Source organism: Leptothrix ochracea (assembly GCF_041083635.1).
Classification (GTDB): domain Bacteria; phylum Pseudomonadota; class Gammaproteobacteria; order Burkholderiales; family Burkholderiaceae_C; genus Sphaerotilus; species Sphaerotilus ochraceus.
In genome coordinates, this window is record NZ_JBFPHB010000007.1 from 104,117 (window position 1) to 129,921 (window position 25,805).

A 25,805-nucleotide genomic window follows, 5' to 3' on the forward strand; every position below is an offset into this window, starting at 1 on the left:
ACAAAACCCATGCCGATGGCCGGACAGTCGGTGCTGCAAAGCACCCCGAGCCCACGGGCTCGCAACATTGATGAAGAGCTGTTTGCCCAAGACGTCAGCTTGATGCTGCGCTCCGGCTTGGGCGTGATGGAAGCGCTGCGCACCTATCGCGAACGGGCCAACGGGGCGGCGGCGCTGACCTTGGATCGCCTCACGGGACGTTTACAGCAGGGTGAATCGCTCTCAGCGGCGATGCAGTCCGGCGCCTTTGGCCCGGCCATTTTGGCGTGCGTCAAGGCCAGTGAGATGACCGGCGATTTGGGCGAGAGCTTGCACCGCTTTGCGCTCAACGCGGCGCGTCTGCGCGTGATGCGCGGCAAGCTGGTCTCGGCCTTGGTCTACCCGCTCATGCTGGTGTCGGTGGCGATGTTGGTGGTGCTGTTTTTGCTGATTTATGTGGTGCCGCGTTTTGCCTTGGTGCTGGAAAGCACCCAGCAGGAGCTGCCGATGCTCTCCAAAGTGCTGATCGTCTTTGGCAAAACCTTGCACGGCGTGCAAACCCCCGTCTGGCTGAGCCTTGCAGCGATACTGGGTTGGGTGGGCTGGTCGCTGGTGCAGGCGGTGCGCAACGGTCGCATCGAGCAAATGGCGGTGAACGTGGCCATCCGCATGCCTTGGCTGCGTGAGTTGGTCTTGCTTTTTGGCCACAGTCAGATGACCCGCAGTGCTGCCATGCTGGTGCGCTCCGGGGTGCCGGCGCTCAAAGCGTTGGCCATGTGCCGCGATTTGTTGGCGCCGCCCGATCGGCCCCGGCTCGATCTCGCTTTGGCCCAAGCCACGGCTGGGGCCCCCTTGGCAGCGGCGCTGCACCAAGAAAAGCTGCTTGATAACTTGGGTCTGCGGGTCTTGCGCGTGGCGGAACAAACCGGGGCGCTGGATGTCGCTTTGGACCGGCTGGCCGATGTGCATGACGCCATCGTCGAGCGCCAGCTTGAACGCGCCGGCCGTTTGATCGAGCCCATCGTCATGCTGGGTATCGGTTTGGTGGTGGGCGGCATCGTGGTTTTGATGTACCTGCCGATTTTCCAATTGGCTTCCAGCATCCAGTGATGACGACCTCTTCCGTGACCTCTGTGAATCCTGTCAGTCCTGTCAGTCCTGTGGCCCCGGTGGATCTGGGTCTGCCGTGGAGCCACCTTGCCGAGTGGGATACCCAGCACATCAACTCGCAGCTGATCCCCTTTGCTGAAGGGCGGCGCCGCTTGGTGCTGGCGCTGCGCGATGAGCTGGCGGGCGATCTGATCATCCTCACCGATCCGCAAGATCGGGCCACCCGACTTTGGCTCGAAGCCCGTATCCGCTCGGCAGGCCACCCCCGGGTGCGGTTTGCCGTGGCCGACCGCGAGGAAGTTCAGGCTTTTTATGTGCGCATGGAGCGCGACATGCGCGCCTTGGACGCCCAAGGCAGCGATCTGGATCTTGATCCGAGCGGGGCGAGCAGCGAGGATTCAGATGCCTTGCAGCTCTCGCTGGCCGACATCAGCACCGACGACAGTCCGGTGGTGCGCTTCGTCAACTCGACGCTCTACGACGCCCTCAAGGCGCGTGCCAGCGACATCCACTTGGAATGCGCGCTGCGCGGCTTGGTGGTGAAGTACCGCTTGGATGGTGTGTTGCAAAACGTGGTCCGACAAGATGGCCAAGACTACGCCGCACGCGTGATCTCCCGCATCAAGGTGCTGGCCAATCTGGACATCACCGAGCGCCGCCTGCCGCAGGACGGTCGCATCAAATTGCGTATGGCGGGGCGCAACGTCGATGTGCGGGTTTCGATCATGCCCAACCTCTACGGCGAAGACGCGGTGCTGCGGATCCTCGACCGCTATCAGCTCGCCGCTGACGACCGCCTGAGCCTGACACACCTCAGCTTCAACGAGGTGCAGTTGCAATTCATTCGCCGCATGGCTCAGCTGCCGTATGGGCTGTTTCTCGTCACCGGCCCGACGGGTTCGGGCAAGACCACCACGCTTTACGGTGTGCTCTCTGAGGTCAACAGCGGTGAAGACAAGATCATCACCATCGAAGATCCGGTCGAATATCAGCTCTCCGATGTGCTGCAAATCCCGGTGAACGAGGCCAAGGGGCTGACCTTTGCGCGCGGCCTGCGCTCCATCCTGCGCCACGACCCGGACCGGATCATGGTGGGTGAAATGCGCGACGCCGAAACCGCCCAGATCGCGGTCCAAGCCGCGCTGACCGGCCACCAGGTCTATGCCACGGTGCACGCCAACAATGTGTTTGACGTGATCGGCCGCTTGGCGACCATGGGGGTCGATCCTTATAACTTGGTCGCGGCCTTGAACGGGGTGCTTGCGCAGCGTTTGGTGCGCAAAATCTGCCCCGAGTGCGCTGAGCCCGAGATTGTTTCTGAGGAACGTCGTCAGGCCAGCAGCTTGCCGCCTGAAGCCGAAGGCTGGCGTTTCATGAAAGGGCTGGGCTGTGTCAACTGCCGGGGCACCGGCTATAAAGGCCGACGCGCCATCGCCCAGACCATGGCGCTGGACATCGGCCTCAAAAGTTTGATTGCGGAGCGCGCCAGCCCGGCCGTGTTGCGCCAAGCCGCCGAAGAGCGCGGCCTGAACACTTTGCGTGACGCTGCTTTGCAATGCGTTGCCGACGGTCTGACCACTTTGGAGGAAGCCAATCGTGTCACTGCTGTGGAAGAGTGAGCTGCGCTTGCATCTGGCGCCGCATCACTGCGATGCGGCTGTGTGGGTGCGTGCGCGCCAAGGCTGGCGCTGGCAAGCCCAGCTGACATATCAGGCACGGGGGCAGGGCAGTGGCCGGGTGGCGGTGGAAGCCGCGCTTGAGGCCCTGAGCTTGCAAGGCGTCGAGATCCCGAAGCGGGTTCGGGTGGTGCTGGGTGACGATTGCCTGTATTTCGAACTCATGCCGGTACAACTGGGTGCGTGGGCCGAGGTGCCCAAGCAAGCCTTGGCGCATTTCGCCAAAGCCTTGGGTCATGAGGCGCTCTACGTTCGCCATGCCATGGCTCCCGGTGGGCGTGCTTGGTTGTTGGCGGCCATCGAATCGACGTTGTTGGATGCTTGGTTGGCTGTGTTGTTCGAGCGTGGCTTGCGCCCCGTTGCCATCCAGCCTGAGCTGATGGTTGATCTGGCTCGGGTGCAGCGTTTGATGCCTGCTACGCGTCGGCGCATGGTGGCTGGCGGCGGCCGAGTCTGGGCCTTTGTGCGTGAGCACGGCGTGATGGTGGTGCCGATGTCGGCGGCGGGGTTGGACGATGTGATTTGGCACCGGCTGGATTGGCGCCAGACCGAAACGCTCTGGCAGCGCTTGCAACCTCTGGCCGGTCCGCAAGCTTTTCTGATCGCCGCCACCCCGGCCCAGCACCAGTTGCTGGCACCTCAAGCGCGTGAGCAGGGTTGGTTGATCTTGGGTTCTGGTGTGGGAGCGGTGGCATGAGTTGGCCGAGTCTCGATTTCGCCCGTCAGGGCACGGGGGGCGATCACCGCGTGGGTTGGGCGTGGGTGGTGCTGGGTGTCAGCTTGGCTGTTTGGCAGGGACTCGCTTGGTACGAGCTTCACACCCGGGTGCAAGCTGAGCGACACAACATGTCGGCGCTGTTTGTGCCGGCCAAGGGCACTCGCGGTGCGGCGATGGCCACCATGAGCCCTGAGGACCGTCGGCGCCACGCGCAGATCGATGCGGTCGCAGGCTATTTGGCGGCCCCTTGGGAAGATCTGATGGCGATCTTCGAGCAAAGCCGCAACGGCATCACCTTGAAGCGCTTGGAGCCGGATGCCGGTTCCGGGCTGCTGCGCGTCACGGGGGAGGCGACCGATTTCAAAGCCATGGCGGCGTATCTGATCAGCCTTGAAACCCAGTCGGGTTTGGGTCAGGTGGTGTTGTTGCACCATGAACGGCTCAAGGACACGCCGGGCAATCCACTGGAGTTCTCGCTCACAGCGTCGTGGAAGGATCGGCTGAGTGCTTCTTCCTCGTTGCTGGGGGCACCGGCTGCTTCCTCGCCCGCTTCAGCGGCTTCCACCTCGACGGAGGCGCGGCCATGAACGTGCGCTTGAACCAGCTGCGTTGGTGGGCCCTTCAGCACCTCGGTTGGCCCGGCCTGCTGGGCTTGGGACTGGTGCTGCTGGCGGCCTTCTTGGCTTGGCAGGCGATGCCAGCGCTGGAGGCCGAACAGGCTGACATGCTGCATCAAAAAGTGGCACAGATGGCTTTGCAACGCCAGCGCAGTGATGCCTTGGTGCGGGCGGGGCGCGATCCACGCGACGAGATGCGCGACGGCTTACCGAGCCTGAAAGATCGAGGCCGTTTGATCGATGAACTGCTCCAAGAGCTGGAGAAAAGTGGCCTCAGCCCAGACCGAGTCGATTATTCGGTGCAAATCGAGGAACCGCGTTTGTCACGCCTGCGTGTGACCTTGCCGGCCACCGGGAACTATGTCCAACTGCGGCGCTTCATGGCTTTGACACTGAACCATATGCCCAATGCGGCTCTGGACAGCATGCAAATTGACCGTAGCGCCAGCACCGACCCAAGTCAGTTGCGGGTGGTGCTGCACCTGAGTCTTTTCTTCCGGAGTGACCTCTGATGGCACCGATCCGTCCCGAGGGCATGGCCTCAAAACGGCGATGGCTTTTAGGCACAGCTGCCTTGGTGGTGGTGGCGTGGTCGGGTTGGATTCAGTTCGTCCAACAACCGGATGAGGTGGTCGTTCCTGTGGCACGACGGGACCGGGCTGCGACATCGACCTCGTCGGCCCCATCATCGTCGCGCGCTGCTTCGAGCGCTGATGATGTGTGCACCACGGCGCAAGTACCCCTGCGGCGGGTGTTGATCGAGGTGCCGGCGCGGAGTCCCTTCGGCGCTTTGCCACCGCCCGTGCCGCCACCGTCCAAACTTGCCGTGGTGGTGGCACCGCCGCCGCCGCCTCCTGCCCCGGTGGTGGCACCGCCGCCACCCCCCCCTCCGAGGCCCGTGCTGCCTTATCGCTTCTTGGGCATGCTTGCCGACCGCGATGGCAGTCAGCCGCAGGTGTTCTTGCTGATGGGCGAAAAAATCTTGTTGGCTCGTCCTGGGGAGATGCTTGAAGGTGGCTTCAAGCTAGAAGGAGTGGGTGCACGTGAATTGCGTTTTGTCTGGCCTGCTGACAACACGATCTTGAAATTGGGAATCGACGGAGTTTCGTCATGACAATAAGCAAAAGCCTGACTGTGACTGCGATGGCTGTGTTGATGATGTTGGCCGGCTGTGCGGCTCAGCGCCATCACAGCGAAGGCTTGGATATGGTGGCCAACGGCAAGGTTCCTGATGGTTTGGAGCAACTGCGCCAGGCTAACGAGCTGGAACCTGGCAATGCGCGCTACCGTGTGGACTATCTGACCCAGCGTCAGATCGCGGTGCAACGCTTGCTGCAAGCGGCCGATGTCGCGTACGGCCAAGGTCAGCTTGATACGGCGGCAGAGCGGCTCACGGATAGCTTGAAGATCGACCCGAACAACGACCGAGCTTTGCGGGCTTTGCAGCAAATTGAATTGCGCCGGCATAGCGAAGAGCAGTTGCAAGAGGCCGAACGTCAAGCCCAAGCCGGGCATTGGGAGCAAGCCCAAGACTTGGTGCGCAAAGTCCTGCGGGACATGCCCAATCACCCGGGTGCACAGAGCATGCAGCGGGGTTTCAACGATCGAATGGACGCTGAACGGCAGGCCAAGGAAGATCGGCTGGGGGCTTCGAAGTCGGTGCTCAGAAAGCCGGTGACGTTGCAGTTCCGTGATGCGGCTGTGCGGCAGGTGTTTGAAGCCATCTCGCGCTCAACCGGCATCAACATCGTGCTCGATCGCGATATCCGAACCGATTTGCGCACCACGATCTTTGTCAAAGACGCGAGCGTCGAAGATGCCATCGATCTGATCTTGCTGCAAAACCAGCTTGAAAAGCGCACGCTCAACGCCAATTCGCTGATGATTTACCCGGCCACGCCCGCCAAGCAAAAGGATTACGCCGAGTTGCGGGTGCGCACCTTCCAGCTCAGCAATGTCGATGCGGCCCACATGGCCAATGTGCTCAAGAGCATGCTGAAGATCAAAGACATCGTCACCGATGCGCGCACCAACACCTTGGTGATGCGTGAAACGGCCGATGTGATTGCGGTGGCTGAACAACTGGTGGCCGCCAACGATGTGGCTGACCCAGAAGTGATGCTCGAAGTCGAAGTGCTGGAAGTCTCATCGACCCGTTCACGCGCTTTGGGGTTGCAGTGGCCCAATGCGGTGTCGATTTCGACACCCGGGGTGAGTTCATCAGCCACATCGACCACCGGCAGCACGAGTACTGCGGGGAGTGCCCTGACGATTGGTGGCATGCGGGCGGTGACGGGCAATGATTTGCTGGTGACGCCGTTGTCGTTGGGACTGAACCTGAAGCTGGTTGATTCGGATGCCAATATCTTGGCCAGCCCGCGCATTCGTACCCGGCACAAGGAAAAGGCCCGGATCATGGTCGGTGACCGGGTTCCGGTGATCACCAACTTGATCTCGCCGGGGAGCGGAACGGGGGGCACCAGTAACGTGATGACCGGCTCGATTCAGTACCTGGATGTGGGGCTGAAGCTTGAAGTCGAGCCCCAGGTTTACGCAGATAACGATGTCGGCATCAAAGTGAATTTGGAGGTGAGCACCATTGCCGGCACGATCACCACGGCGTCAGGTTCTGCTTACCAAATTGGCACGCGCACAGCGCAAACGGCCCTTCGGTTGCACGATGGTGAAACGCAGGTGTTGGCGGGTTTGATCAATGATGAAGACCGTAATGCGGCCAACAAGGTGCCTGGTCTGGGACAGTTGCCGATCATTGGGGCGCTTTTCCGCAGCGATACCGATGACTCGAAGAAAAGCGAGATCGTGCTTTCGATCACCCCGCATGTGATTCGCCCCTTGGCTTCAGCGGGGCAGCGCACAAACGATATCTACACCGGTAGCGAGTCGGCCGTTCGTAGTCGGCCTTTGCGTGTGGATGCCATGGAGGTGTTGAAGTTGGGTGATGGCAAGGCAGGGGCTGCTGCATTGACGCCACCACCATCGACCGTACCTGCTGGGGTGATGACACCTGCTGCACCTGCGGCCGCCGCCGTCCCCCCCACGGTGATGCCGCAACCGCCGCAGAATACGCCCCCGCGTCCTGTGCATCCGGGCAAATTGTCGGTGGGGGAAACGGCTCCAGCCACGAGCACTGGGACTGGCGGTATCGCCCCGATCCCGTCGGGCATGCCCGGGTTGCCAACGGTGATGCCCATTCGCTTGCCGGGGCGGACGCTGATGCCGGCACCCGGTACGCCGTATACCCCCGGCGCTTATGGTGGCGCCGGTTCAGCGCCGACACCGCCAGCACCTGAGCCGGCGGCTGATCCAACGCCAGCGCCTGAACCACCAGCGGCTGAACCGGCGACCCCCACGCCCTCCGGCACCAAGCCTTGATCCATGGCATGGCTACCGCCTGTATGGTGAACCGCCGACAGCTTTGGGTGGGCAGGCCCGGGCCTCGATCACGCGGCTTCACCTTGATGGAACTGGTGGTGACCTTGGCTTTGCTGGGGTTACTTGCCTTGTTGGCGGCACCGTTGGTGGAGTTGAGCGTGCAGCGCGCCCGAGAGGTGGCCTTGCGCCAAGCACTTTATGACATCCGCAACGGCCTTGATCGCTACAAAGTGGCCTTCGACCAAGGCTTTATCCAACGTCGGCCTGGGGATTCGGGGTATCCCCCCAATTTGATGGTGCTGGTTTCAGGGGTTGAAAACCAGCGCTCGCCAACCCATGAGCGGATGTACTTCTTGCGACGCATCCCGCGTGATCCGTTCGCCCCCAACGATATGCCCCCTGAAAATACGTGGGGGTTACGGGCTTACAGCAGCCTGCCTGACTCACCGTTTCCGGGCAACGATGTTTTTGACGTTTATTCTCAAGCCAAAGGCAAGGGACTCAATGGTGTGCCCTATGAAGAGTGGTGATGCGTTCAGGCTTCGGTGGCAGCGCGGGTTCACCATGATCGAGTTGATCGTGGTGATGACGGTCATCGGCTTGCTGCTTTCTTTGGCCATGCCCCGATATTTCCAAGCCTTGGAGCGGGGGAAGCGCCAGATTCAGCAGCAGGATCTAGCGTTGATGCGCGAGGCGATCGACAAGTATTACGGCGATAACGCGCGCTACCCTGACCAGCTCGAAGACTTGGTGACGCGACGCTATCTAAGAGCTATTCCCATCGATCCCCTGACCGAAAAAATGGACTGGACGGTCCTGCCACCACCGGATGCTGGCAAAGGCAATGTGTTTGATGTGCGCAGTGCAGCGGCCACGCCTGAGGACTCGTTCGGTGCGGGTGTGCCGGGCCTCAGTCCTGCCGCCTCGGAGTAACACGCATGTCTCGTCGTTGTCGCCAAGCACCTGCAAGGCTGCGATCCCCGTCGCGCGGCGTGCTTCTTCTTGGGGTGCTGGTGTTTTTGGCTGTCGCTAGTTACACCACCGTGCTGATCAGCCAGCGGTGGGCCGATGAGCGTCAGCGCATGGCCGAAGAAGATCTGCTCTATGTCGGGTTGCAATACCGATTGGCCATCGAGTCGTATTACCAACGCCCGCCCAATGGCCTCCGACAGTTGCCTTTGCGGCTGGAGGATTTGGTGTCTGATCCCCGTTATCCCATGCCCGTGAGGCATATCCGCAAACTCTACCGCGACCCCTTGGCGCCCAACCAGGACTGGGGGTTGATTCGTTTGGGTGGGCGTATCGCAGGGGTGTATAGCCAAGCCAGCGGTCAACCTTTTCGCACTGCTAACTTTGATCCGCGACTGCCCAATTTTGGGACGGCCAAAACGTATGCCGATTGGCGATTTACTTTTTCTGCGGCAGTAGCTGCCAGCGGTGCCGCATCCGGGGGGACGACGACGGTCATGCCCCCGCGTGTTTTGACGCCGATGATGCGCTGAGTGATTTCATGCAGCGGCTGTTTCAGATCGGTGGCCTTGCGGCTCACCGCATCTCACCTCACTTCATGCAGGCCATCACATCTTCCTTGAACGCCTGATCGCGCAAGCCCTTGTCACGAGCAGCCTTTTGGCAGGCTGCGTCTTTGGCATGACGCGTTTGTTGCGACTTGGCTGTCGCGGTGACATGGTTTGGCGCCACGGTCGAAGTCGGTGTGGTTGGCGCTGTGGGGGCTTGTTGTGCTTGAGCGGCCGCGAAAGGCAACAGCAGGCAAGCCAAGATGGAGAGTTGCTTATTCATGGTGGACATCCTTGGTTTTTACCGGCACACCGTGTGCTGGTGGTTCAGTGGGAGAGCTTATTTCTTCCCTGCGGGCAGGGGCACTTGTTGACGGTATTGGGTCAGTAGATCTGTCGGACTTAAGAACCCGTCGATTCTGATCCAAGGTTGACCGACGGCCGCGCGGATAAATGTCACGGGCTGGTGATTCATTTTGTCCCCACGCCAGACATTGAAGGCGCGCTGAATGGTTTCCGAATCTTTGGTGCTACCCGTGTAATGCGCCCAAGTGCCGGCACTGCCAAAGCGTTTGGCGTACTTGCTCAGTTGGCGGGGCGTGTCTTGTTCCGGGTCGATGGACACCGAAACCATGTTGACGCTATCGCGTTGTGTCGGCCCCAAGAGTTCCCGGAATTCCATGAAAACCTGACTTGTGACCGGGCAAATGGCCGTGCACGAGGTGTAGATGAAATCAAGAACGACCGGGCGACCATCATCGATGGCTTGAGGAAAACGCATGCGTTGACCGTCATCACGGACCACATCCACGTCTGGCAATGTGATGGCTTGCGATCGACTGCTCAGCGCCATGGCATCGGCGTTGACATGGGTGGCGGCGTGATGGCTGTGATCGTGTGCCGAATCAGCCGCCAACGAGCCCACAGACGCCGCAGTGAGCAGGGCGGTGATCACAAGACGAGGAAGAGTGATGGGACTCATGGGACGATCCAATCGGTCTGTGCCGTCACATCGATATTGCCGGCCGTAGGGTTGGTGAAACGCACAATGTATCCGCCCTTCGATGCTTGACGCTGACCTTGGGCCAAGCTCAGCCGTGGATAAATCGTGGTGCTTTCACGTTTGGTCATGGATGAATAAGATTCACCGCGATGCGCTTGAGGGCGAGGCATGCGTGCTGATGGTGTGCCATAGGGGAGGGCCCGTAAAGGCTCACCGCTGTGAACAGCCTGCTGACGAGGACTGATCCAATCCCGGGCCTGATCTTCGGCCCGTGAGGCCTCGCGCAAACTGAGCATGTTTTCTGCCCGTTCTAGCAAGTAGTCGCGGTGCAGGTTGTCCAGCATGTCGACGACGGTGTCATTGAGGTAGTCAAGGGCGAAATAGACCTCGGACTGCAAGATTTCGTCCACCAACGCCAGCTTGCGCGTGCTCAGCCATTGCTTGAAATAAAGCAGCCCTGCTTGGCGTTTCTGCGGTAGTTCGTAAGGGTAGACCAGCTGCAACTGGGTTGTCCAAGCCGTGGGATAGGCGGCAGCTTCACCGCCTGTCAAACGTGCAGAGAAGAAAACGGCCCCTTTGGGAACAGGCCACTTGGCCAAGGTCTCCAGTTGAGGCGTGGAGAGCCAAAACATCACCGCCTCATCGGCCTTCATGCCGCCAAGCATGCCCTGGGTATCAGCACCCAGGGGGTGTTGTTCGACGGTGATGCCGCTGCCTTGTAGCGCCGTGCTCAAGGCTTGCGCGGCCCGACGGTGGGCTAACTCAGGACCCACGATCTGAATCAAGCGCCGAGTAGGCTGAGCTTGCGCTTGCAAGGTGCGCAGATGGCGTCCCAAGACGTCCGCATCCAGCATGACACCCCGCGAAAAGTAGATGTTGTAGAAACCATCCTCCGCCTGATCGGGGGCCGCCGTGACGCTGGGGAACCAACAGGGCAGGCCCGTGCGTTCAGAGAAATCGTGAATGGGCTCCCACGTATCGCCCCCCAACCCGGAGATCAAGGCAAACACCGGACGTTCACGGTAAAAGGCCGTCAACTGATCGTTCCAAGTCGAAGCCGGGCCTTTGAGCTCCCAAACATCAAGATCCCAGACGCGTTGTGTTTTGAGCACCATCTCCGCGGCACTCGACATGGTGCGTTGGCCGGGAACAAAGTTACTGTTCTTTTGCCGAATAACGGCTTGCAAGGTTTCTAAGAAAGTCTTCTTGCGTTCAGCGGCAACATCGGGCGTGATGACGGTGGCAAAGCGAATGCGATCTTGTGTGACACCCGGTGACCAACTGGCCGACAGTTGACGCAGGTAAGCGGAGATGCCTTGCACGTCGTGATCGCTCAGTTCAAAACGCGGCATCACGGGATTAAGTTCTGTGCCGCTGACATGAACACCGGAACGCAGGGCCTGAGCCAAGGTCTCGAACGTGTACGGTGCGTGGCGCTGGTTGAAGGCTTTGCGAACGCGCAGGTTCATATTGACCACGGCGCGTGCATCTTGGTCAAACAGATATCGACCCGAGATCGGGCTGATTTGCAACGTCCCTTCGACCGCACCCAAGCCGCTTCGGCGGTGGCACATCACGCAAGCAACGGCTTCTCCCGAGGCTTGCACATTGCCGTAACGCATCCCTCGCACCCACTCGCCGTTGGGCCGACGGCCTTCCAGATAAATCTTGCGCCCCCACGCCACCAAGTCAGGATCTTGGGCGGGGATCCCTTGGCTCCAGCCCACAGAAGCAGGTCGGTTGTGGACCGGTGAGGTGGGTGACATGGCTTGCGAGGCGGCGGCGGTCACGGGCTGAGCCAAGAGCACTCTGGGCGCCGCGCATGCAGCACCGACCAAGATCAGCGCCCACGCCGTCAGTTGGGGGGCTAAAGCTAAAGCCATGCGGGGGCGCATGATCTTCATTGCTGCGGTCGCACGGCAACCAGTTCGATCATGAACCGGAACGTTTCATTGGGTGCCAATTTACCGTTGATGCCGCGTTCGCCATACGCCAACACCGCCGGAACGATCACCTCCCAGATGGAGCCCACGGGCATTGCTTTAAGGGCTGTTTTCAGTCCCATGATTTGATCGGCAACGCGTGTGATTTGGGGCTTGCCAATTTCGGTGACGTCATATTCGGTGCCGTCGAGCAGCACCGCTCGGAAGTTCACCGCAATGGCATCTTCTTCAAGGGGTTTGACGCCGGTGCCCGTCTTGATCGGTGTGACCATGACGTTGCCGGTAAGAACCTGCACGCCGGGTTTCTTGCGGTAATCCGCCAAGAATGCTTCTTCGCGCAACTTGTTTTTTGCGCTGAGATGCGTCCGGTCAGAGGCAAGTCGGCGTTGTATTTTGACCTGCATGTCACTCAATGTGGCGTTCATGTCACGCTCAGAAAGCAGCAATTGACGGCCATCCAAGACATCACGCAGACCTTGAATCAGCATGTCCAGATCGTAGGCGGTGTCGTTTTTGAGCAAACTTCGGGCCGTTTGGACGCCATAGGTGTAGCTGAGCCGATCTTTCGGGTCAGGAAGTGCGCCCTTGGCCCGACCGATGATCAGATCACTGGATGATGCCGCCGCCGAAGCCGGTGAGGCGCTGTTTGCCGCTGCTGCTGGGGGGGCTGCGGAGACAGCACCGGCCCACATGACCAAGGCGCTTAACAGCACCCCATGGGCCCGATGACGGGCGACGCGTGACATTGAACGATGAGAAAGCATGAGCGGCCACATAAGAGGACAGGGGATGACTCTGAAACGGGTGCTGAAAATGAAAGAGGGTTGGAAAGTCTCACCTCTTTCGAGGTGGGTCTTTCCAACCCTCATCATGCGCTTTTAGAGCGCAACGCTGACCGTAGCACTTGGCGTGCCCGGCAAGGTACCCGCCATGGGCACCACACGGAAGCTGTGAGTGGTCCCGATCGCCAAGTTGGCAATCGTTGAACTCAGCAACGTACCGATGGTCGCGGCGTTGGCGCTCGTGACCGTCGCGACCGTCGTCCAAACGGCACCGTTCAAGCGTTGAACTTGGAAGGCCGTTTCGTTGGTCGAGCTATCGACCCAGCTGACTGTGACGGACGTTGGCGTTGCTTTCACCCCAATCACACCCGTCGGGGCGCTCGGCAGCGCTTGGGTGGTCACGGGAGCAACCACGGGCGAACCAGCTCGGGTCACCACACCTGCAACATTGACCGGAGTGATCCGGAAGTTGTAGGCCGTGTTGGCCGTCAGACCGATGGCGGTGTAGGTCTTGATGTTGGCTGCTGTCGTGCCGAGCAATGTCCACGCACCGGCTGCACCGATCTGACGCTCAATCTTGTAGCCCGTTTCGAGGGGCCCACCGTCAACCCAGTTCAGGGTCACGGTATTGGGTGCATTCGAAACCGCCGTCAGGTTGGCCAGACTGGGTGCAAAGATCGCCACCGGGGACTGCATGGACGTTTGACCCGCAGCATTGACTGCGTTCACACGGAACAGGTAGGCATTACCAAACACCGGTGTGGTGAAGTTGCTGCTCAGTGCCGTACCTGTGCCTGTCACACCCGCTACGGTGGCCACTGGCGCCCAAGTCACACCACCGTCAGCCGAGACTTCAACGGTGTAGTTGGTCTCATTGTTGGCCGCATCTGTCCACTTCACCGTGATCAGGGTTGGCGAGACGATGGTCGCGTTCACCCCTGTTGGCGCAGCCGGCAGGAACTTCACGGGCACGATGGCCGATGTGCTGTAAGCAGAGGTGGGTTGCGGTGCAGCACCCAAACCAACCGCCGCCACTTGGAACACATAGCTGTGGCCATTCAAGACCGGGGCGATAAAGCTGGCCAAGCTGCCCTTGTTGGGCAAACCAGGCACCGTACCCACAGTCGTGAACGGCGTGACAACCGCTGGGTTGGTCACATCGGACATTTGCACCACGAAGCTGCCTTCGTTGTTCGATGCATCGGTCCAAGTCAACTGAGCTTGGGTTTCAGAGATGGCCACGCCAGTCAGCGAAGTCGGCGGGAGCGGAGCGCCATTGACATTCACCGGTGCCGACATCGCAAAAGCCGAGTTGTAGTTGGCGTTGCCGGTCAAGTTATTCGACGCCACACGATAGACCACGCTGCCCGTGACGGCTGCTGGGATGGTGTAGCTGATCGTGCCACCCACGGCCGTCTTGGTCGCGCTGTTCATCGTGGCGACCGCTGTAAAGGCGCCACCGTTGACAGACTGCTGGATCACGAAGTTGGTTTCGGTGGTCGAGTTGTCCACCCAGTTCAACTGCACACCGGCACCCACCTGACTGGCCACCAGTCCAGACGGCGCTGCTGGCGGAATACTGGGTGTGGTGACGTTAAAGATCGGCGAGACGGCTTGACCGGCCGCACCCACAGCGGTGATCTGGTAGCGATACGTGACCGGACCGTCCACCTTGGTATCGACGTACGACGTCTGATTGGCCGGCAGTGTTGCGATCGTGGTGAAGGTTGTGCTGGTCGCGCCTTCAGCACGTTGCAGGATCTGCTGATATTCGGTCGCAGAGTTGTCGGTCCATGCCAAGGGCACGCCAGCGTAGCCTTGACCCGGTACGAAGGCAGGCATCACACCTGTCGCCGTATTGACCTTCAGACCTGAGGGTGCCACCGGCGGAGCTTCGTGGATGTTGAACACCAAGGCGCGCATGAAGTCGTTTTCTTCGTGGCCCAAGATGTGGCAGTGCCACGTGTATTCCCAGCCAAAGTTCATCACCGCGTTGACCACCTGAGTGGGTAGACCGGAAGTGATGCTGATTTGGGTGAAGCCAAACGGTGAACCTTCTGGTTGGGTCGGATCCATCAAGCGCACGCTTTGTGGGAAACCAAAGCCACCGCCAACAGCAGTACGCTTGGGCTTGAGCGCCACGATGATGTCCTCCAACGGATTCATGATCACCGTTTCATTCCAACCGATTTCCTTCGGATCTGGCGGGGTGATGAACCCGTCCCAGCCCACACGATTCACCACTTGAACGTTCATCAAGTGGAAGTGCACGGGGTGGGTATCGACGCCGTTGTGGGTCAACTTCCAGACTTGGGTCTCGAAGTCATTGATGATTTCGGTCGGCGGATCGACAAAGGCGAGCGGAATCGTTGTCTGTGTCAGCGCGCTGGTGAAGGGCAGTTCGGCGCCGAAGGTGGCGTTCAAACGACCGAAGGTCGGATCGAACAACTCCTGAATGGCCTTGCCCTTGATCATGTAGCGGGCCAAGGTGGTGCCGTTGGTCGGCGGTGTCACCAAGTTGCCGTTCACATCGGTGATGGCGGTCGTACCCAAGATCTGCGCCACCGCACCCGCACCACCACCACCGACCAACGTGACCGTCGGCAGCGTCAGATAGCTCTTGGTGTCGGTGGCCAAGGTCACGTCCATGACGGAGCCCACCGGTTGCAGCGTCGGTGCCACACCACCCGCCAAATCCGGCGGTGTCAGGGTGATCGTCACCGTTGTCATGTCGGTGTAGCCGCCCCCACCCGCTGAACCCGGATTGGTCGGATCGATCGGGATCAGGTGGAAGGCAGAGACACCACCGCTGGCGGTTGCAACAGCTTGGGTTCCACCGGCCGGAGGGGCTGCAATGGTCACAAGCGGCATGGCCGAGTAGCCCGAGCCCGGATTGGTGATCGTGATGCCCGTGACCACGCCGTTGGTCAGAACAGCCGTACCGGTCGCACGCACCCCCGTCGGTGTTTGGGGCAAACCAAACATCACGGAAGGGGGTGTGGTGTAACCCGAACCGCCGTTCGCGATGATGGCGCTTTGAACCAGCAGGGTGGCTTCAGCGACAGCACCGCCACCGGCCAAGGTGGTGGCGATTTGCACGCCTGGAGCCACGCTGTAACCCGAGCCAGGGTTCAAGACGTTGATCTGACCGATTTTGAGCGTGGCGTTGGCGATGGCCGGTGTCGGTGCGCCGCCGCCGGTAAAGACGACCTGCGGTGCTGTCACGTAACCCGTACCACCGTTGGTCACGATGATGGCGTCGAACTTGCCGGGGTTGCCGGGGACGAAGTCGAAGTAAGGCTGCTTGAGCGAACTGAGGTAGATGCTGGCGTAAGAGCGCACATCATCCCAGCAGCCCACGGTGTTCGGCGTCACGATCGCCGGGCAGTTGCTGGTGGGATGGAAGGCGGCGTTGTAGGCCGCCTGAGCCACCACCGGCGGTTCTTGGGTCGCTGCGTAAGCCTTCGGAATTTCTGCCTTCAGGCTGGCTATGCTGGGCAAAGTGGTCTTGGCCGGATTGGTGATGGCATCCACTGCTGTGGGGGCTACACCACTGGCCAAGGTTGGCAGCACCCGGAACTGCATCAAAGTGCGGGTGTTCGGTCCCATGGCGGGCAGCGTATCTTCTGCGCCACCTTGGAGTGTTTGGTCACCCACGCCCGTGAAGTAGTCGTTACGCGGATCCCCTGCCGGTACCGGCGCAAACATGTCGTTATAGGCGATCAGCGTGCGGCCCGCGTACTGCGAGAAGTCCACCACCACGTCAGCACGTTGAGCGTTGCCGAGGAAAATACCGGTGGTGTTGACGTTCAACACGGCAGCACGACCCTTGTCGTAGAGCGGGTTGGTCGGCAGGGACGGGGTTGGCGCCAACTTGGCCAGCAAACCACCTTCGTTCATGAACTGATACAGGGCTGGGCCGACCGTGGAGGGGTCGGGCACGCCACCGTTGCGACCGTCGGTAGGCCAATCCACCGGAATACACGTGGTGGTGAGGAAACCATCCGGACGAACGGGCAGACCGAGGGTCGGCTCTTTCACGCCAGGAGCGCAACGCGGTGTTGCCGAGAGGGCGGCGGGCACCATTTTGACTTCAGTCGGGTAGTACTTGCCTGCCACCTTGGCATCGGCCACCCAGCCCGCGTTGATGGTCAGGTCGTACGTGGGCAGACCTTTGGGATTCAGCACCGTGGTGTTGATCTTGGCCCACGACGGTGTGGGCACGGGCAGATCAGCGCCGACGTCGGCGTTGTAGGTGGTGGTCAGGCTTCCTGGCAGCATCAACCCATCCGGGAAGGTGGCAACCATCGCATCCGTGGCCGTGACTGGAGGACCCGCATCAAACAAGTTGAAGGTGAACATCCGGTCGTTCGAGCCGTTGAGCATGCGCAAGCGGTAAGGCTTGGGCTCGACTTCGACGTACGGATAGATCACGCCGTTGATGATCGGAGTGTCGTTCCAGTTTTCAGGGGTGAGCGTTTCGTCACCGAACGCCCCGGTTGGCAGCGCGTAGAGCGCTGGGAACACTGGCCAGAACCACGGGCCATAGTGCCAGCGTCCCACAGGGCTCCAGCCGTTCATCAATGCGGGGTCTTGAACGGTTTCGTAGACGTGGGCGTACCACAAGTCACCCGGTTCACCCCAAGCGGTGGTGTTCCAAGCGCCATCTTGCATGGCGATGTCGTCGGGGACGAATGCCTTTTCTTGCAGCACCAAAGGGATGGTGTCGAGCAGACCTGGGATCACGCCCCGGCCCGCAGGATTGATCCCGGGAGTGGGGCCCATCAGATCCAGTTCGGCCGGACTGGTGAGCCAATACGGGGCAGCCTCACCCATGTACGCATTCAGGCGGGTGATGCCCAGGGCGTGGTCGTGGTACCACATCAAACGGGCGGATTGGCCGTTCGGGTAGTAATGGGTGGTCGCACCCGGGCCTGGGTCGGCCATGTCCGGCACGCGGGCGTAGCTGGCACCGTAGAGGAAATGATTCAGCAGTGCTGGGTCTGCACCGAGATCACTGGCCAAGGTGCCAGGCACAGTGGCGTCGTGCTCGCCCACGGGGGCGTACCACTGGTGGGCGGTACCGTCGCTGACCCACGGGGTGTCGCCACCGTGCAAGTGGATCGCAATGCGGTTTTGGGTGTAGGTGGTGATGCCGTCAATGCCGATCCCAGAACCAGTGATGGAGCCATCCACCGGAATGGGCAAATTGCCATTGCGTTGCAGAACGACCAAGTTGCCTTGGGCATCGCGCACAGGATTGCCCGCCGCGTCGGCTTGCAACACCGGACGTCCAGCCGGGAGCAGGTTATAGAACTTGTAGCGCGTGGGGGTGCCTTGGACCGCCAGCACAGCTGGGCCAAGGTAATGGGCTTCATCCACACCCATGGCCTGTTTCAAGACTGGCTTGCCAGTAGCATCAAACAGCAAGGCACCGTTGATATCGGTGTCTTGGATCATGATGGGGCGGCTTAGGTCGCGATAGTCATCCTGACCGCGCCAATCAGCACCCGGCATGGTCGCGCCGGGAGCCAAGTTGGCCACGGTTTGCGTATTGGGCCAATGCTGCAAGGGGTAGAACAGCGGAATGCCCTTGCTGACGGGCGTGATCTGTGGGCCGGTCGGATTGGCGGCATTGGCCGTTGCAGCGGCGATCCGCGCCGCCTTCATGGCGTTGGTTTCGATCTGCATGTAGCCCCGGAAAGTGGTGGGCTTACGGATATCCGAGTGCACGCGTTCGGTGTACTCAATGCAGGCGAGTTCGTAATAGTCGTCGGTGGTGACGACACCGTTCGGGCTGCGCCACTTTTCAGCGCTGGCCAGAGGGATGTATTTGGATGTCTTTTGCAGCGACTTCGGTGATTGATCCGTCAGCGTGTTCGCTTTTTGCGACGGCAAAATGCCCAGCGGTGAGAGCGGATCGACAAATTTTCGGAACGCTTTGCCCGAGCCTTGATAGCCGTTGGGGTTGTACGCATTGGGGAACAGGGCGGGGCGGGCAACGCCATTTTTATCGATCCACGGTGCTCGCGTTTCCGGTGGCACAGGCACATGGTGGTACAGCCCGGACGGACTGGTCGAAAAATAGGTCTGAACCCGGATCGGGTTGCCTTGCGGATCTGCCGCATCCACGAAACCAATACCCGCATAGGCGCTGGTGGCCGCTGCGATCTGAGCTACGACGGCAGCTGCAGTAGCGACCGGACGACGTTTGAAAAAATGCTTCTTAGAAGCCATGATTCCCCCGAAAAAAGACGGATCAGATAAAACTGACGAAGCCGGCGAACCGGGCACCCAAGCACCCCGAAAAGTAGGCCAACACAACGAACGGCCCTGCTTTTCCACTGATTGGCGCCAATTCGACATCACGTATCTTAAGATGTCTTTAAGAAAGTGAGGGGGTGGCGCCGCAGGTTGGGTCTGCAACTCCTTTATCTTGAGTGACTTCAGGAATCGTGACAACTCCGTCACGGAGCTGAGTTTCAACTTTGTTGCTCAGAGGCTGCATTACGTCACGAATCAGTAATTGATGCCGGGCGTTGTGTGGTTTTTTGCCGGTTAACCCTCGAAGCCCTCCATTCTTCCCACCAATATGTTGCCAAACGTGAATTTGAGTGAATCACGTTAACCAGCAGGCTGTTTTTGAGGTCCAAGCAGCCAATCGACAACGCTGTGTAAGAAGTCCATGACACTTCAAACATCACTAATTTATAATATTGTGAAAATGTCGAACCCAGACGAAACTGTCGTCCGTCTGCTTGCCCCTGTGAGCCGCTTTGGAGCCGTGCATGAACCAACCTCTCATCCAGTCCTTTTTCGACCCGGCGACCTTCACGGTCAGCCACATCGTCTCTGATCCGGAGACCCGTGCTGCTGCGGTGATCGATAGCGTGCTTGATTTCGATCCGAAGTCAGGCAGAACCTCGACAGCCAGCGCTGATCGGGTCATGGCCTATGTCCGAGACCATCAACTCCATGTGATCTGGCATTTGGAGACCCATGCTCATGCCGATCACTTCTCGGCCGCGCCCTATTTGAAGAAGCATCTTGGCGGCCAGATCGCCATTGGCTCGCACATCCGTGATGTGCAAAAAGTCTTCAAGGGCGTCTTCAACGCCAAGGATATGAACACCGATGGCGTTGAGTTCGACCACTTGTTTGAAGACAACGAAATCTTCGCGATTGGCAACGTCCAAGCCACCGCCATGCATACCCCCGGCCACACGCCTGCTTGCATGGTTTATCTGATCGGTGAAAGCGATGCTTTTGTCGGCGATACGCTCTTCATGCCCGACTACGGCACGGCACGCTGCGACTTTCCGGGCGGGGACCCACGCATCCTCTATCGTTCCATCAAGCGGGTGCTCTCCATGCACCCCGAGACACGCCTGCACATGTGCCACGACTACATGCCCGGTGGCCGAGAAGTGAAGTGGCTCACCACGGTGGCGGAACAACGTGCGGCCAACGTGCATGTGCGCGACGGCATCAGTGAAGATGAGTTCGCCGAGATGCGCAATGCGCGTGACAAAACCTTGTCGATGCCGGTTTTGATCTTGCCAGCGGTGCAAGTCAACGTGCGTGCCGGCAACATGCCGCCGGCTGAAGACAACGGTACCAGCTACCTCAAGATTCCCATCAACTTGCTCTGATCTGTTGCACCGCTGACACCATGACGTCTACTGCTTCGTTGTCTTCCCGCTGGCAAAGCTATCGATCCGGGCCTTTGGGCGACGATGTGGTGGCCGCCGTGATCGTTACCATTTTGTTGGTGCCCCAAAGTCTGGCTTACGCCATGCTCGCGGGTCTGCCGCCCGTGGTGGGCGTCATGGCCAGCTTGTTGCCCATCGTGGCCTACGCCCTCCTTGGGTCGAGTTCGACCTTGGCGGTGGGGCCGGTGGCGGTGCTGTCGATGATGACCGCCCAAGCGATTCTGCCGGTGGCCCAAGCGCAGGGCGTTGCCCCGCATCTGGCCGCGCTGGTGTTGGCCCTTGAAATCGCAGCGGTCTATCTGATCGCCGTGGTGCTGCGCCTTGAAGTGCTGGCTGCTTTGTTGGGGGCACCGGTGTTGCATGGCTTCATCACGGGGGCTTCCATCGCCATTGCACTGGGGCAGTTACCTTCCTTGTTGGGGGTGGCCGTCAAGGGCAATACCTTGACGGAGATGATTGCTTCGGCCTCCAAGGCTGCGACGTTGATGCCGCAAGGCACCACCGCGTTGATTGGTCTGGGGGCCTTGCTGCTGCTGTGGTTGTCGCGCAAGTACGGCACCAAAGCGGGCAAAGCGCTGGGCTTGTCACCACGCGGGGCCCAGATGGCGGCGCGCATGGCCCCGATGTTGGTGGTGGTTTTTGCCTTGGTGCTGATCGCTTCGACGCCCGTCTGGAGCCACGGCGTCTCCTTGGCTGGCCGCATTGATCTCAAGGATGGTTTGCAAACCCCGTCGTTGCTTGATGCGCCCATGGGCGTATGGACGGCACTGATGGCTCCTGCCACCTTGTTGGGGTTGGTCGGTTACGTTGAAAGTTTGGCGGTGGCTGAGGCCTTGGGCTCGAAGCGCGGCGAGAAGATTTCGCCACGGCGTGAGTTGCTCGGTTTGGCTGGGGCCAACGCTGTGGCTGGTGTCACGGGCGGTATGCCGGTGACCGGCGGTTTCTCACGCAGCGTGGTGAACTTTGATGCCGGTGCTCGCACGCGGGCGGCGGGGATCTGGACGGCACTGTTTTTGGGTATTGCGGTCTTTTTGCTGGGCGATGTGCTGCGGTTTTTGCCCAAAGCGGTGCTGGCGGCCACGATCATCATCGCCGTGCTGTCGTTGATTGATCTGCATCCCTTCCAGCAAGCCTGGCGTTTTGCCAAGACCGAGTTCGCCCTGATGAGCGCTGTCACGCTGCTGACCGTGGTGAGTGGCGTCGAGGAGGCTTTGCTGGTCGGTGTGTTGGTCTCCGTGGCGCTGCTGTTGCAGCGCACCGCTCGGCCGCACTGGGCCGAGGTGGGCCGGGTGGCCGGGACCGAAACTTTCCGCAATGTGCGCCGTTTTGAGGTTGAAACTCAGCCCGAGATTCTGTCGATCCGTATCGATGAAAGTCTGCTGTTCACCAACAGCCGCTGGGTCGCTGAAGAACTCAATGACCAAGTGCAAAAGCGCTCGGGCTTGAAGCACGTGGTGCTGATGATGTCTGGCGTCAATGACATCGACCTCACGGGTTTGGATGGGCTGATTCAGCTCGACAAGGATCTGCAACTCCAAGGCATCACGCTGCACCTGTCCGAAGTCAAAGGTCCGGTGCGTGATCGGCTCCATGCCGTGGGCTTGGATGAGTGGCTGAGTGGTGATCTGTTCAACACCCAGCACGAGGCGCATGCGGCGCTTGCCGGGGCACGCTAAAAGCGTACCCGCTGGCTTTTCTTCCGGTTTATTTCAGAAGGTCGCCCAAGCAGAGGTACTTCATCTCGATGTAGTCCTCGATGCCATGGTGCGATCCTTCCCGGCCCAGGCCGGACTGTTTCATGCCGCCAAAAGGCACTTCGGCCACTGAAATCAGCCCGGTGTTGATGCCGACCATGCCGTACTCCAGCGCCTCACCGACCCGGAAGATCCGGCCGATGTCGCGGCTGTAGAAATAACTGGCTAGGCCGAATTCGGTGGCATTGGCGGCTTGGATGGCCTCCGCTTCGGTGTGGAAGCGAAACACCGGTGCCACCGGGCCGAAGGTTTCTTCACGGGCACAAAGCATCTCAGCGCTCACATCGGCCAGCACGGTTGGGCTGTAAAAACGCTCGCCCAGTGCCCCACCAAGCCGGCTGCCACCCACCACCACTTTCGCCCCCTTGGCCACGGCATCGGTGACATGGGCTTCGACCTTGGCCAAGGCCTGTGCGTCGATCAGCGGACCTTGGGTGACGCCCGCATCAAAGCCGTTGCCCACCTTGATGGCGCTTGCTTTGGCCGCCAGCTTGGTCACAAAGGTGTCATAGACACCGTCTTGCACATAAAAACGATTGGCGCAGACGCAGGTTTGCCCAGCGTTGCGGTATTTGGAAATCATCGCGCCTTCGACCGCTGAGTCGATATCGGCGTCGTCAAAGACGATGAAAGGCGCATTGCCGCCGAGCTCTAGCGAGAGCTTTTTGATGGTTGGGGCGCATTGCTTCATCAGGATGCGACCCACTTCGGTCGAGCCGGTAAAGCTCAAGTGGCGCACCACCTCAGAATCGCACAGCACCTTGCCCATGGCCACCGAAGCCTCAGCATCGCCCGTGATCACATTCAGCACCCCCGCCGGCATGCCGGCGCGCTGGGCCAGCTCCGCACAGGCCAAGGCTGACAGCGGCGTGGCTTCGGCCGGTTTGATGATCACGGTGCAACCGGCCGCCAAGGCTGGAGCCACCTTGCGCGTGATCATGGCGATGGGGAAGTTCCACGGTGTGATCGCTGCGCACACGCCGATGGGCTGCTTCAGCACGATGAAGCGCTTGTTGGGGTCGGTGCTGGGGATGGTTTCGCCGTAGATTCGTTTGGCCTCTTCAGCGAACCACTCGATGAAGCTGGCACCGTACATCACTTCGCCACGCGCCTCCGCCAAGGGCTTGCCTTGCTCGGCCGTCATGATGCGGGCCAGATCGTCGGCGTGCTCCACCATCAAGCGGTACCAAGCCATCAAGATGGCGGCGCGTTCTTTGGCGGTTTTGCTGCGCCAAGCGGGCCAAGCGGCGTTGGCGGCTTGAATCGCTTGTTCGGCCTCTTGAGCACCCAGCAAGGCGACATCGGCCAACTTCAAGCCGGTGGCTGGATCGGTGACTTCAAAGCGGTGCTTGCTGGCGACCCACGTGCCGTTGATCAACGCATCGGTTTGGAGCAAGTCCGGGTGCTTCAGTGTTGCCAAGGGGGTATCAAGCTGCGTCATGGTTTCATCCGTGAAGTCCGGGTACGAAAAAGACGGGCACAAAAAAGGCCCCGAAGGGCCTATTTTGAAGTGCTTTGCTGCTTGATAGTGGGGTGGATGATGGGACTCGAACCCACGACAACCAGAATCACAATCTGGGACTCTACCAACTGAGCTACATCCACCGCAGCAAAGACGGCTATTGTATCAGAAGAAATTCATGAAAATCAATGGCTCTCTGTCGAAGTCGTTGCAGCAGCTTGAAGAAGTTTGGTCTTAAAGCGTGTCCGCAGGGCCGATTGATAGGCATCAGCCTCAGCTTGACCCCACAAGCGAGCGTATTGACTCTGAGCTTGGGTGGGCGAGCCCACCACGGTTTGATCAGCTGGCAACACTTTCAAGACCTTGATGACGGCGTAGCCGCCGGTGGCCAACGGCACACCGGTCCAAGCGGGCAGGGCACTGGCGGGAACACGCAGCGCAGCGTCCACCAAGTCCCGCGAGGCGGCTGGTTTGCCCTGAGGCGCAGCGCGTGACATCAGCTCGGTTGCGGTCAAAAGGGCGGTTTCGTCTTGAAGCTGACCTGCTTGCCATTGCTTGAGCTTGGCTTGGCCCTCGCGAGTGGCTTCAAGAGCGGCCTTCTGTTGCAGGGCACGTTCGCGCAGTTGATCCTTCACGTCGTCAAAGGAAAGGCGATGGGCCGGGCTGTGCTCGATGATGCGGGCCGCTGCGAGTTGATTGGCACCGATATCGATGGCCGTGGTATTGCGCTTGGTGCGCACGCTGTCGGCGGCGAACAGGGCTTCGAGCAATTTGGGTTGGGCCAAGGCACCGGTGGTTGCCGAACCAGCTTGCGAGGTCACGCCTTCTGCGGTTTGCAAAGCCAGTTTCATCTTGGTCGCTACCGGCGCGAGAGTTTCTTCGGCCTCAACGGCTGAGGTGAATTGTTCGGCGATCTCCGCAAAACGTTTTTGAGCCACTTGGTGCTTCAGTTCTTGTTCGATCGCTGCTTTGACGTTGTCGAAGCTGCGAACGTCACCCCCGCGTTGTTCCAAGACCTCGATCAGATGAAAACCGAATTCGGACTCGACCAAGCCGCTCAATTCCCCCTTCTTGAGGGCAAAAGCGGCGTCTTCAAAGGCTTGCGTCATGTCGCCCGCTGCAAACCAGCCCAGATCACCGCCTTGAACCGCAGAACCCGAATCGCCGGACTGCTTGCGCGCTACCTCAGCGAATGAGCCCCGGTTTTTGCGCAGATCGGCCAGCAGAGCTTCCGCTTGAGCGCGGGCTTTGGTTTTTTCCTCAGCGGGGGCACCCTTCTCAGCCTTGATCAGGATGTGGCGGGCGTGGACTTCCTTCTTGTCGGTGTAACGCGCAATGTTCTGGGTGTAGTACGCACGCATGTCATCTGCGGGGACAGTGACACCACGCTCCACGCTTTCCAAGTCGAGCACCACGTATTCCACCTTGGCTTGCTCAGGCTTCATGAAGGTCTGCGCTTGGGCTGGATCTTCGTAGAAAGCCTTCAAGTCGGCGGGCTCAACACTGACGCGGCTCAAGTAGGCCTTCGGTTCGAAGCGGGCGACTTGGACTTCCCGGCGTTGAAAGAAAGCATCCAAGGCAAGACTTGCCACACCCGCCGTGGCCAAGGAGGAGTCAGCCAGGCCTTGAGTCACTTGCTTGGTCGCCAATTCTTGGCGCAGTCGAGCGACGAATTGGTCAGAGTTCATGCCCTGAGATGCCAGCCATTCCTTGCGCACCGTGCCATCTTCATTGCGAATCGCGGCAAATTTCGGATCTGTTTGGAAGATCCGTTGCAGGCGCTCATCGCTTGGCAAGAGGTTGAGCCGATGGACCGCTTCGAGCAGGACGCGTTCACGCACCATGTCGTCCAAGACCCGCGCCTTCATTTGCGGCGTGTCGAGCAACTTCAGGTCGATGTTGGGCATCTGCGCCCGCATGCGCTCAATTTGGTTGCGATAAACCGCATCCAGCTCAGCTTGGGTGATGGCGCTACCCGCCACTTCGGCCACCGTGGCATGACCTTCATTGAATTTGTTGTAGCCCTGGATCCCAAACACCACGAACGAAGGGAAGATCAGCAGGATCAGGACAAACTGCAAAACACGGTTGTGTTGGCGGACAAATTCAAACATAGGTGGAAGGATCTCGAACCGTGTG

The 25,805-nt window shown here is 60.0% G+C and carries 19 protein-coding genes and 1 tRNA gene; 12 read left to right on the forward strand and 8 right to left on the reverse strand.

The annotated features are described in order from the left end of the window. Positions 1-9: 9 nt before the first annotated feature. Genes AB3X39_RS03425 through AB3X39_RS03470 form a run of 10 tightly spaced genes read left to right on the forward strand, consistent with a single transcriptional unit; the run spans position 10 to position 8,995 of the window. Positions 10-1,089, forward strand: a complete 1,080-nt coding sequence (locus AB3X39_RS03425) for a type II secretion system F family protein (RefSeq protein ID WP_369415950.1) — start codon at positions 10-12, stop codon at positions 1,087-1,089. Beyond that, on the forward strand, positions 1,089-2,708 hold the full coding sequence (locus AB3X39_RS03430; RefSeq protein ID WP_369415951.1) for a GspE/PulE family protein: 1,620 nt from the start codon (positions 1,089-1,091) through the stop codon (positions 2,706-2,708). The genes AB3X39_RS03425 and AB3X39_RS03430 overlap by 1 nt, the downstream gene beginning before the upstream one ends. After that, entirely contained in the window at positions 2,686-3,462 is a 777-nt protein-coding gene (locus AB3X39_RS03435; protein WP_369415952.1) for a hypothetical protein, read from the forward strand. The genes AB3X39_RS03430 and AB3X39_RS03435 overlap by 23 nt, the downstream gene beginning before the upstream one ends. Further along, positions 3,459-4,070: a hypothetical protein gene (locus AB3X39_RS03440; RefSeq protein WP_369415953.1), complete on the forward strand. Its 612-nt coding sequence runs from the start codon at positions 3,459-3,461 to the stop codon at positions 4,068-4,070. Before AB3X39_RS03435 ends, AB3X39_RS03440 begins: the two co-directional genes overlap by 4 nt. Then, a complete protein-coding gene (locus AB3X39_RS03445) occupies positions 4,067-4,612 on the forward strand; it encodes a hypothetical protein (RefSeq protein WP_369415954.1) in 546 nt (181 codons plus the stop codon). The genes AB3X39_RS03440 and AB3X39_RS03445 overlap by 4 nt, the downstream gene beginning before the upstream one ends. Continuing rightward, entirely contained in the window at positions 4,612-5,214 is a 603-nt protein-coding gene (locus tag AB3X39_RS03450; RefSeq protein ID WP_369415955.1) for a hypothetical protein, read from the forward strand. Before AB3X39_RS03445 ends, AB3X39_RS03450 begins: the two co-directional genes overlap by 1 nt. Continuing rightward, on the forward strand, positions 5,211-7,493 hold the full coding sequence (locus AB3X39_RS03455; RefSeq protein ID WP_369415956.1) for a secretin N-terminal domain-containing protein: 2,283 nt from the start codon (positions 5,211-5,213) through the stop codon (positions 7,491-7,493). Before AB3X39_RS03450 ends, AB3X39_RS03455 begins: the two co-directional genes overlap by 4 nt. Before the next feature lie 8 nt (positions 7,494-7,501). Beyond that, positions 7,502-8,023 (forward strand): prepilin-type N-terminal cleavage/methylation domain-containing protein, encoded by a 522-nt coding sequence (locus AB3X39_RS03460; RefSeq protein WP_369415957.1) that lies wholly within the window; start codon positions 7,502-7,504, stop codon positions 8,021-8,023. Then, entirely contained in the window at positions 8,010-8,426 is a 417-nt protein-coding gene (locus AB3X39_RS03465; RefSeq protein WP_369415958.1) for a type II secretion system protein, read from the forward strand. Before AB3X39_RS03460 ends, AB3X39_RS03465 begins: the two co-directional genes overlap by 14 nt. A 5-nt stretch (positions 8,427-8,431) precedes the next feature. Next, a complete protein-coding gene (locus AB3X39_RS03470; protein ID WP_369415959.1) occupies positions 8,432-8,995 on the forward strand; it encodes a type II secretion system protein in 564 nt (187 codons plus the stop codon). A 58-nt stretch (positions 8,996-9,053) separates the two neighbouring features. On the opposite strand, the gene AB3X39_RS03475 is transcribed toward AB3X39_RS03470, so the two are convergent. The 5 genes from AB3X39_RS03475 to AB3X39_RS03495 all read right to left on the reverse strand — a co-directional run bounded on the left by AB3X39_RS03475 (position 9,054) and on the right by AB3X39_RS03495 (position 18,975). Then, a complete protein-coding gene (locus tag AB3X39_RS03475; RefSeq protein ID WP_369415960.1) occupies positions 9,054-9,293 on the reverse strand; it encodes a hypothetical protein in 240 nt (79 codons plus the stop codon). 57 nt (positions 9,294-9,350) lie between these two features. Continuing rightward, positions 9,351-9,992: an SCO family protein gene (locus AB3X39_RS03480; RefSeq protein ID WP_369415961.1), complete on the reverse strand. Its 642-nt coding sequence runs from the start codon at positions 9,990-9,992 to the stop codon at positions 9,351-9,353. Next, the gene (locus tag AB3X39_RS03485; protein ID WP_369415962.1) at positions 9,989-11,896 is read right to left on the reverse strand and encodes a hypothetical protein; all 1,908 of its coding nucleotides are present in this window, start codon (positions 11,894-11,896) and stop codon (positions 9,989-9,991) included. The genes AB3X39_RS03480 and AB3X39_RS03485 overlap by 4 nt, the downstream gene beginning before the upstream one ends. A 17-nt stretch (positions 11,897-11,913) precedes the next feature. Continuing rightward, entirely contained in the window at positions 11,914-12,702 is a 789-nt protein-coding gene (locus AB3X39_RS03490; protein ID WP_369415963.1) for an FKBP-type peptidyl-prolyl cis-trans isomerase N-terminal domain-containing protein, read from the reverse strand. Positions 12,703-12,834: 132 nt separating this feature from the next. Beyond that, positions 12,835-18,975, reverse strand: coding sequence for a hypothetical protein (locus tag AB3X39_RS03495; protein ID WP_369415964.1), 6,141 nt, complete (start codon positions 18,973-18,975; stop codon positions 12,835-12,837). 551 nt (positions 18,976-19,526) lie between these two features. Between AB3X39_RS03495 and AB3X39_RS03500 the strand changes: the two genes are divergently transcribed. Both AB3X39_RS03500 and AB3X39_RS03505 read left to right on the forward strand, forming a co-directional pair. Continuing rightward, complete coding sequence (locus AB3X39_RS03500; protein WP_369415965.1) at positions 19,527-20,390, forward strand: MBL fold metallo-hydrolase; 864 nt, start codon at positions 19,527-19,529, stop codon at positions 20,388-20,390. A gap of 20 nt (positions 20,391-20,410) precedes the next feature. Continuing rightward, positions 20,411-22,126 (forward strand): SulP family inorganic anion transporter, encoded by a 1,716-nt coding sequence (locus AB3X39_RS03505; RefSeq protein WP_369415966.1) that lies wholly within the window; start codon positions 20,411-20,413, stop codon positions 22,124-22,126. 28 nt (positions 22,127-22,154) lie between these two features. Here the strand turns inward: AB3X39_RS03505 and AB3X39_RS03510 are convergent, their stop codons facing one another. From AB3X39_RS03510 to AB3X39_RS03520, 3 genes are all read right to left on the reverse strand, one after another. Next, positions 22,155-23,645 carry an NAD-dependent succinate-semialdehyde dehydrogenase gene (locus AB3X39_RS03510; RefSeq protein ID WP_369415967.1) on the reverse strand — a complete coding sequence of 497 codons (1,491 nt, stop codon included), beginning with the start codon at positions 23,643-23,645 and terminating at the stop codon, positions 22,155-22,157. Between the two features lie 88 nt (positions 23,646-23,733). Further along, positions 23,734-23,809: transfer RNA gene (locus AB3X39_RS03515), tRNA-His, on the reverse strand. A gap of 42 nt (positions 23,810-23,851) precedes the next feature. Beyond that, positions 23,852-25,780, reverse strand: coding sequence for a SurA N-terminal domain-containing protein (locus tag AB3X39_RS03520; RefSeq protein ID WP_369415968.1), 1,929 nt, complete (start codon positions 25,778-25,780; stop codon positions 23,852-23,854). Positions 25,781-25,805 lie beyond the last annotated feature (25 nt).

What these genes read in the sequence shown, in the direction of transcription:
- AB3X39_RS03425 (WP_369415950.1), top strand. Translation starts at nt 10, where the DNA reads ATGCCGATGGCCGGACAGTCGGTGCTGCAAAGCACCCCGAGCCCACGG.
- AB3X39_RS03430 (WP_369415951.1), top strand. Translation starts at nt 1,089, where the DNA reads ATGACGACCTCTTCCGTGACCTCTGTGAATCCTGTCAGTCCTGTCAGT.
- AB3X39_RS03440 (WP_369415953.1), top strand. Translation starts at nt 3,459, where the DNA reads ATGAGTTGGCCGAGTCTCGATTTCGCCCGTCAGGGCACGGGGGGCGAT.
- AB3X39_RS03445 (WP_369415954.1), top strand. Translation starts at nt 4,067, where the DNA reads ATGAACGTGCGCTTGAACCAGCTGCGTTGGTGGGCCCTTCAGCACCTC.
- AB3X39_RS03450 (WP_369415955.1), top strand. Translation starts at nt 4,612, where the DNA reads ATGGCACCGATCCGTCCCGAGGGCATGGCCTCAAAACGGCGATGGCTT.
- AB3X39_RS03455 (WP_369415956.1), top strand. Translation starts at nt 5,211, where the DNA reads ATGACAATAAGCAAAAGCCTGACTGTGACTGCGATGGCTGTGTTGATG.
- AB3X39_RS03460 (WP_369415957.1), top strand. Translation starts at nt 7,502, where the DNA reads ATGGCTACCGCCTGTATGGTGAACCGCCGACAGCTTTGGGTGGGCAGG.
- AB3X39_RS03465 (WP_369415958.1), top strand. Translation starts at nt 8,010, where the DNA reads ATGAAGAGTGGTGATGCGTTCAGGCTTCGGTGGCAGCGCGGGTTCACC.
- AB3X39_RS03470 (WP_369415959.1), top strand. Translation starts at nt 8,432, where the DNA reads ATGTCTCGTCGTTGTCGCCAAGCACCTGCAAGGCTGCGATCCCCGTCG.
- AB3X39_RS03475 (WP_369415960.1), bottom strand. Translation starts at nt 9,293, where the DNA reads ATGAATAAGCAACTCTCCATCTTGGCTTGCCTGCTGTTGCCTTTCGCG.
- AB3X39_RS03480 (WP_369415961.1), bottom strand. Translation starts at nt 9,992, where the DNA reads ATGAGTCCCATCACTCTTCCTCGTCTTGTGATCACCGCCCTGCTCACT.
- AB3X39_RS03485 (WP_369415962.1), bottom strand. Translation starts at nt 11,896, where the DNA reads ATGGCTTTAGCTTTAGCCCCCCAACTGACGGCGTGGGCGCTGATCTTG.
- AB3X39_RS03490 (WP_369415963.1), bottom strand. Translation starts at nt 12,702, where the DNA reads ATGTCACGCGTCGCCCGTCATCGGGCCCATGGGGTGCTGTTAAGCGCC.
- AB3X39_RS03495 (WP_369415964.1), bottom strand. Translation starts at nt 18,975, where the DNA reads ATGGCTTCTAAGAAGCATTTTTTCAAACGTCGTCCGGTCGCTACTGCA.
- AB3X39_RS03500 (WP_369415965.1), top strand. Translation starts at nt 19,527, where the DNA reads ATGAACCAACCTCTCATCCAGTCCTTTTTCGACCCGGCGACCTTCACG.
- AB3X39_RS03505 (WP_369415966.1), top strand. Translation starts at nt 20,411, where the DNA reads ATGACGTCTACTGCTTCGTTGTCTTCCCGCTGGCAAAGCTATCGATCC.
- AB3X39_RS03510 (WP_369415967.1), bottom strand. Translation starts at nt 23,645, where the DNA reads ATGACGCAGCTTGATACCCCCTTGGCAACACTGAAGCACCCGGACTTG.
- AB3X39_RS03520 (WP_369415968.1), bottom strand. Translation starts at nt 25,780, where the DNA reads ATGTTTGAATTTGTCCGCCAACACAACCGTGTTTTGCAGTTTGTCCTG.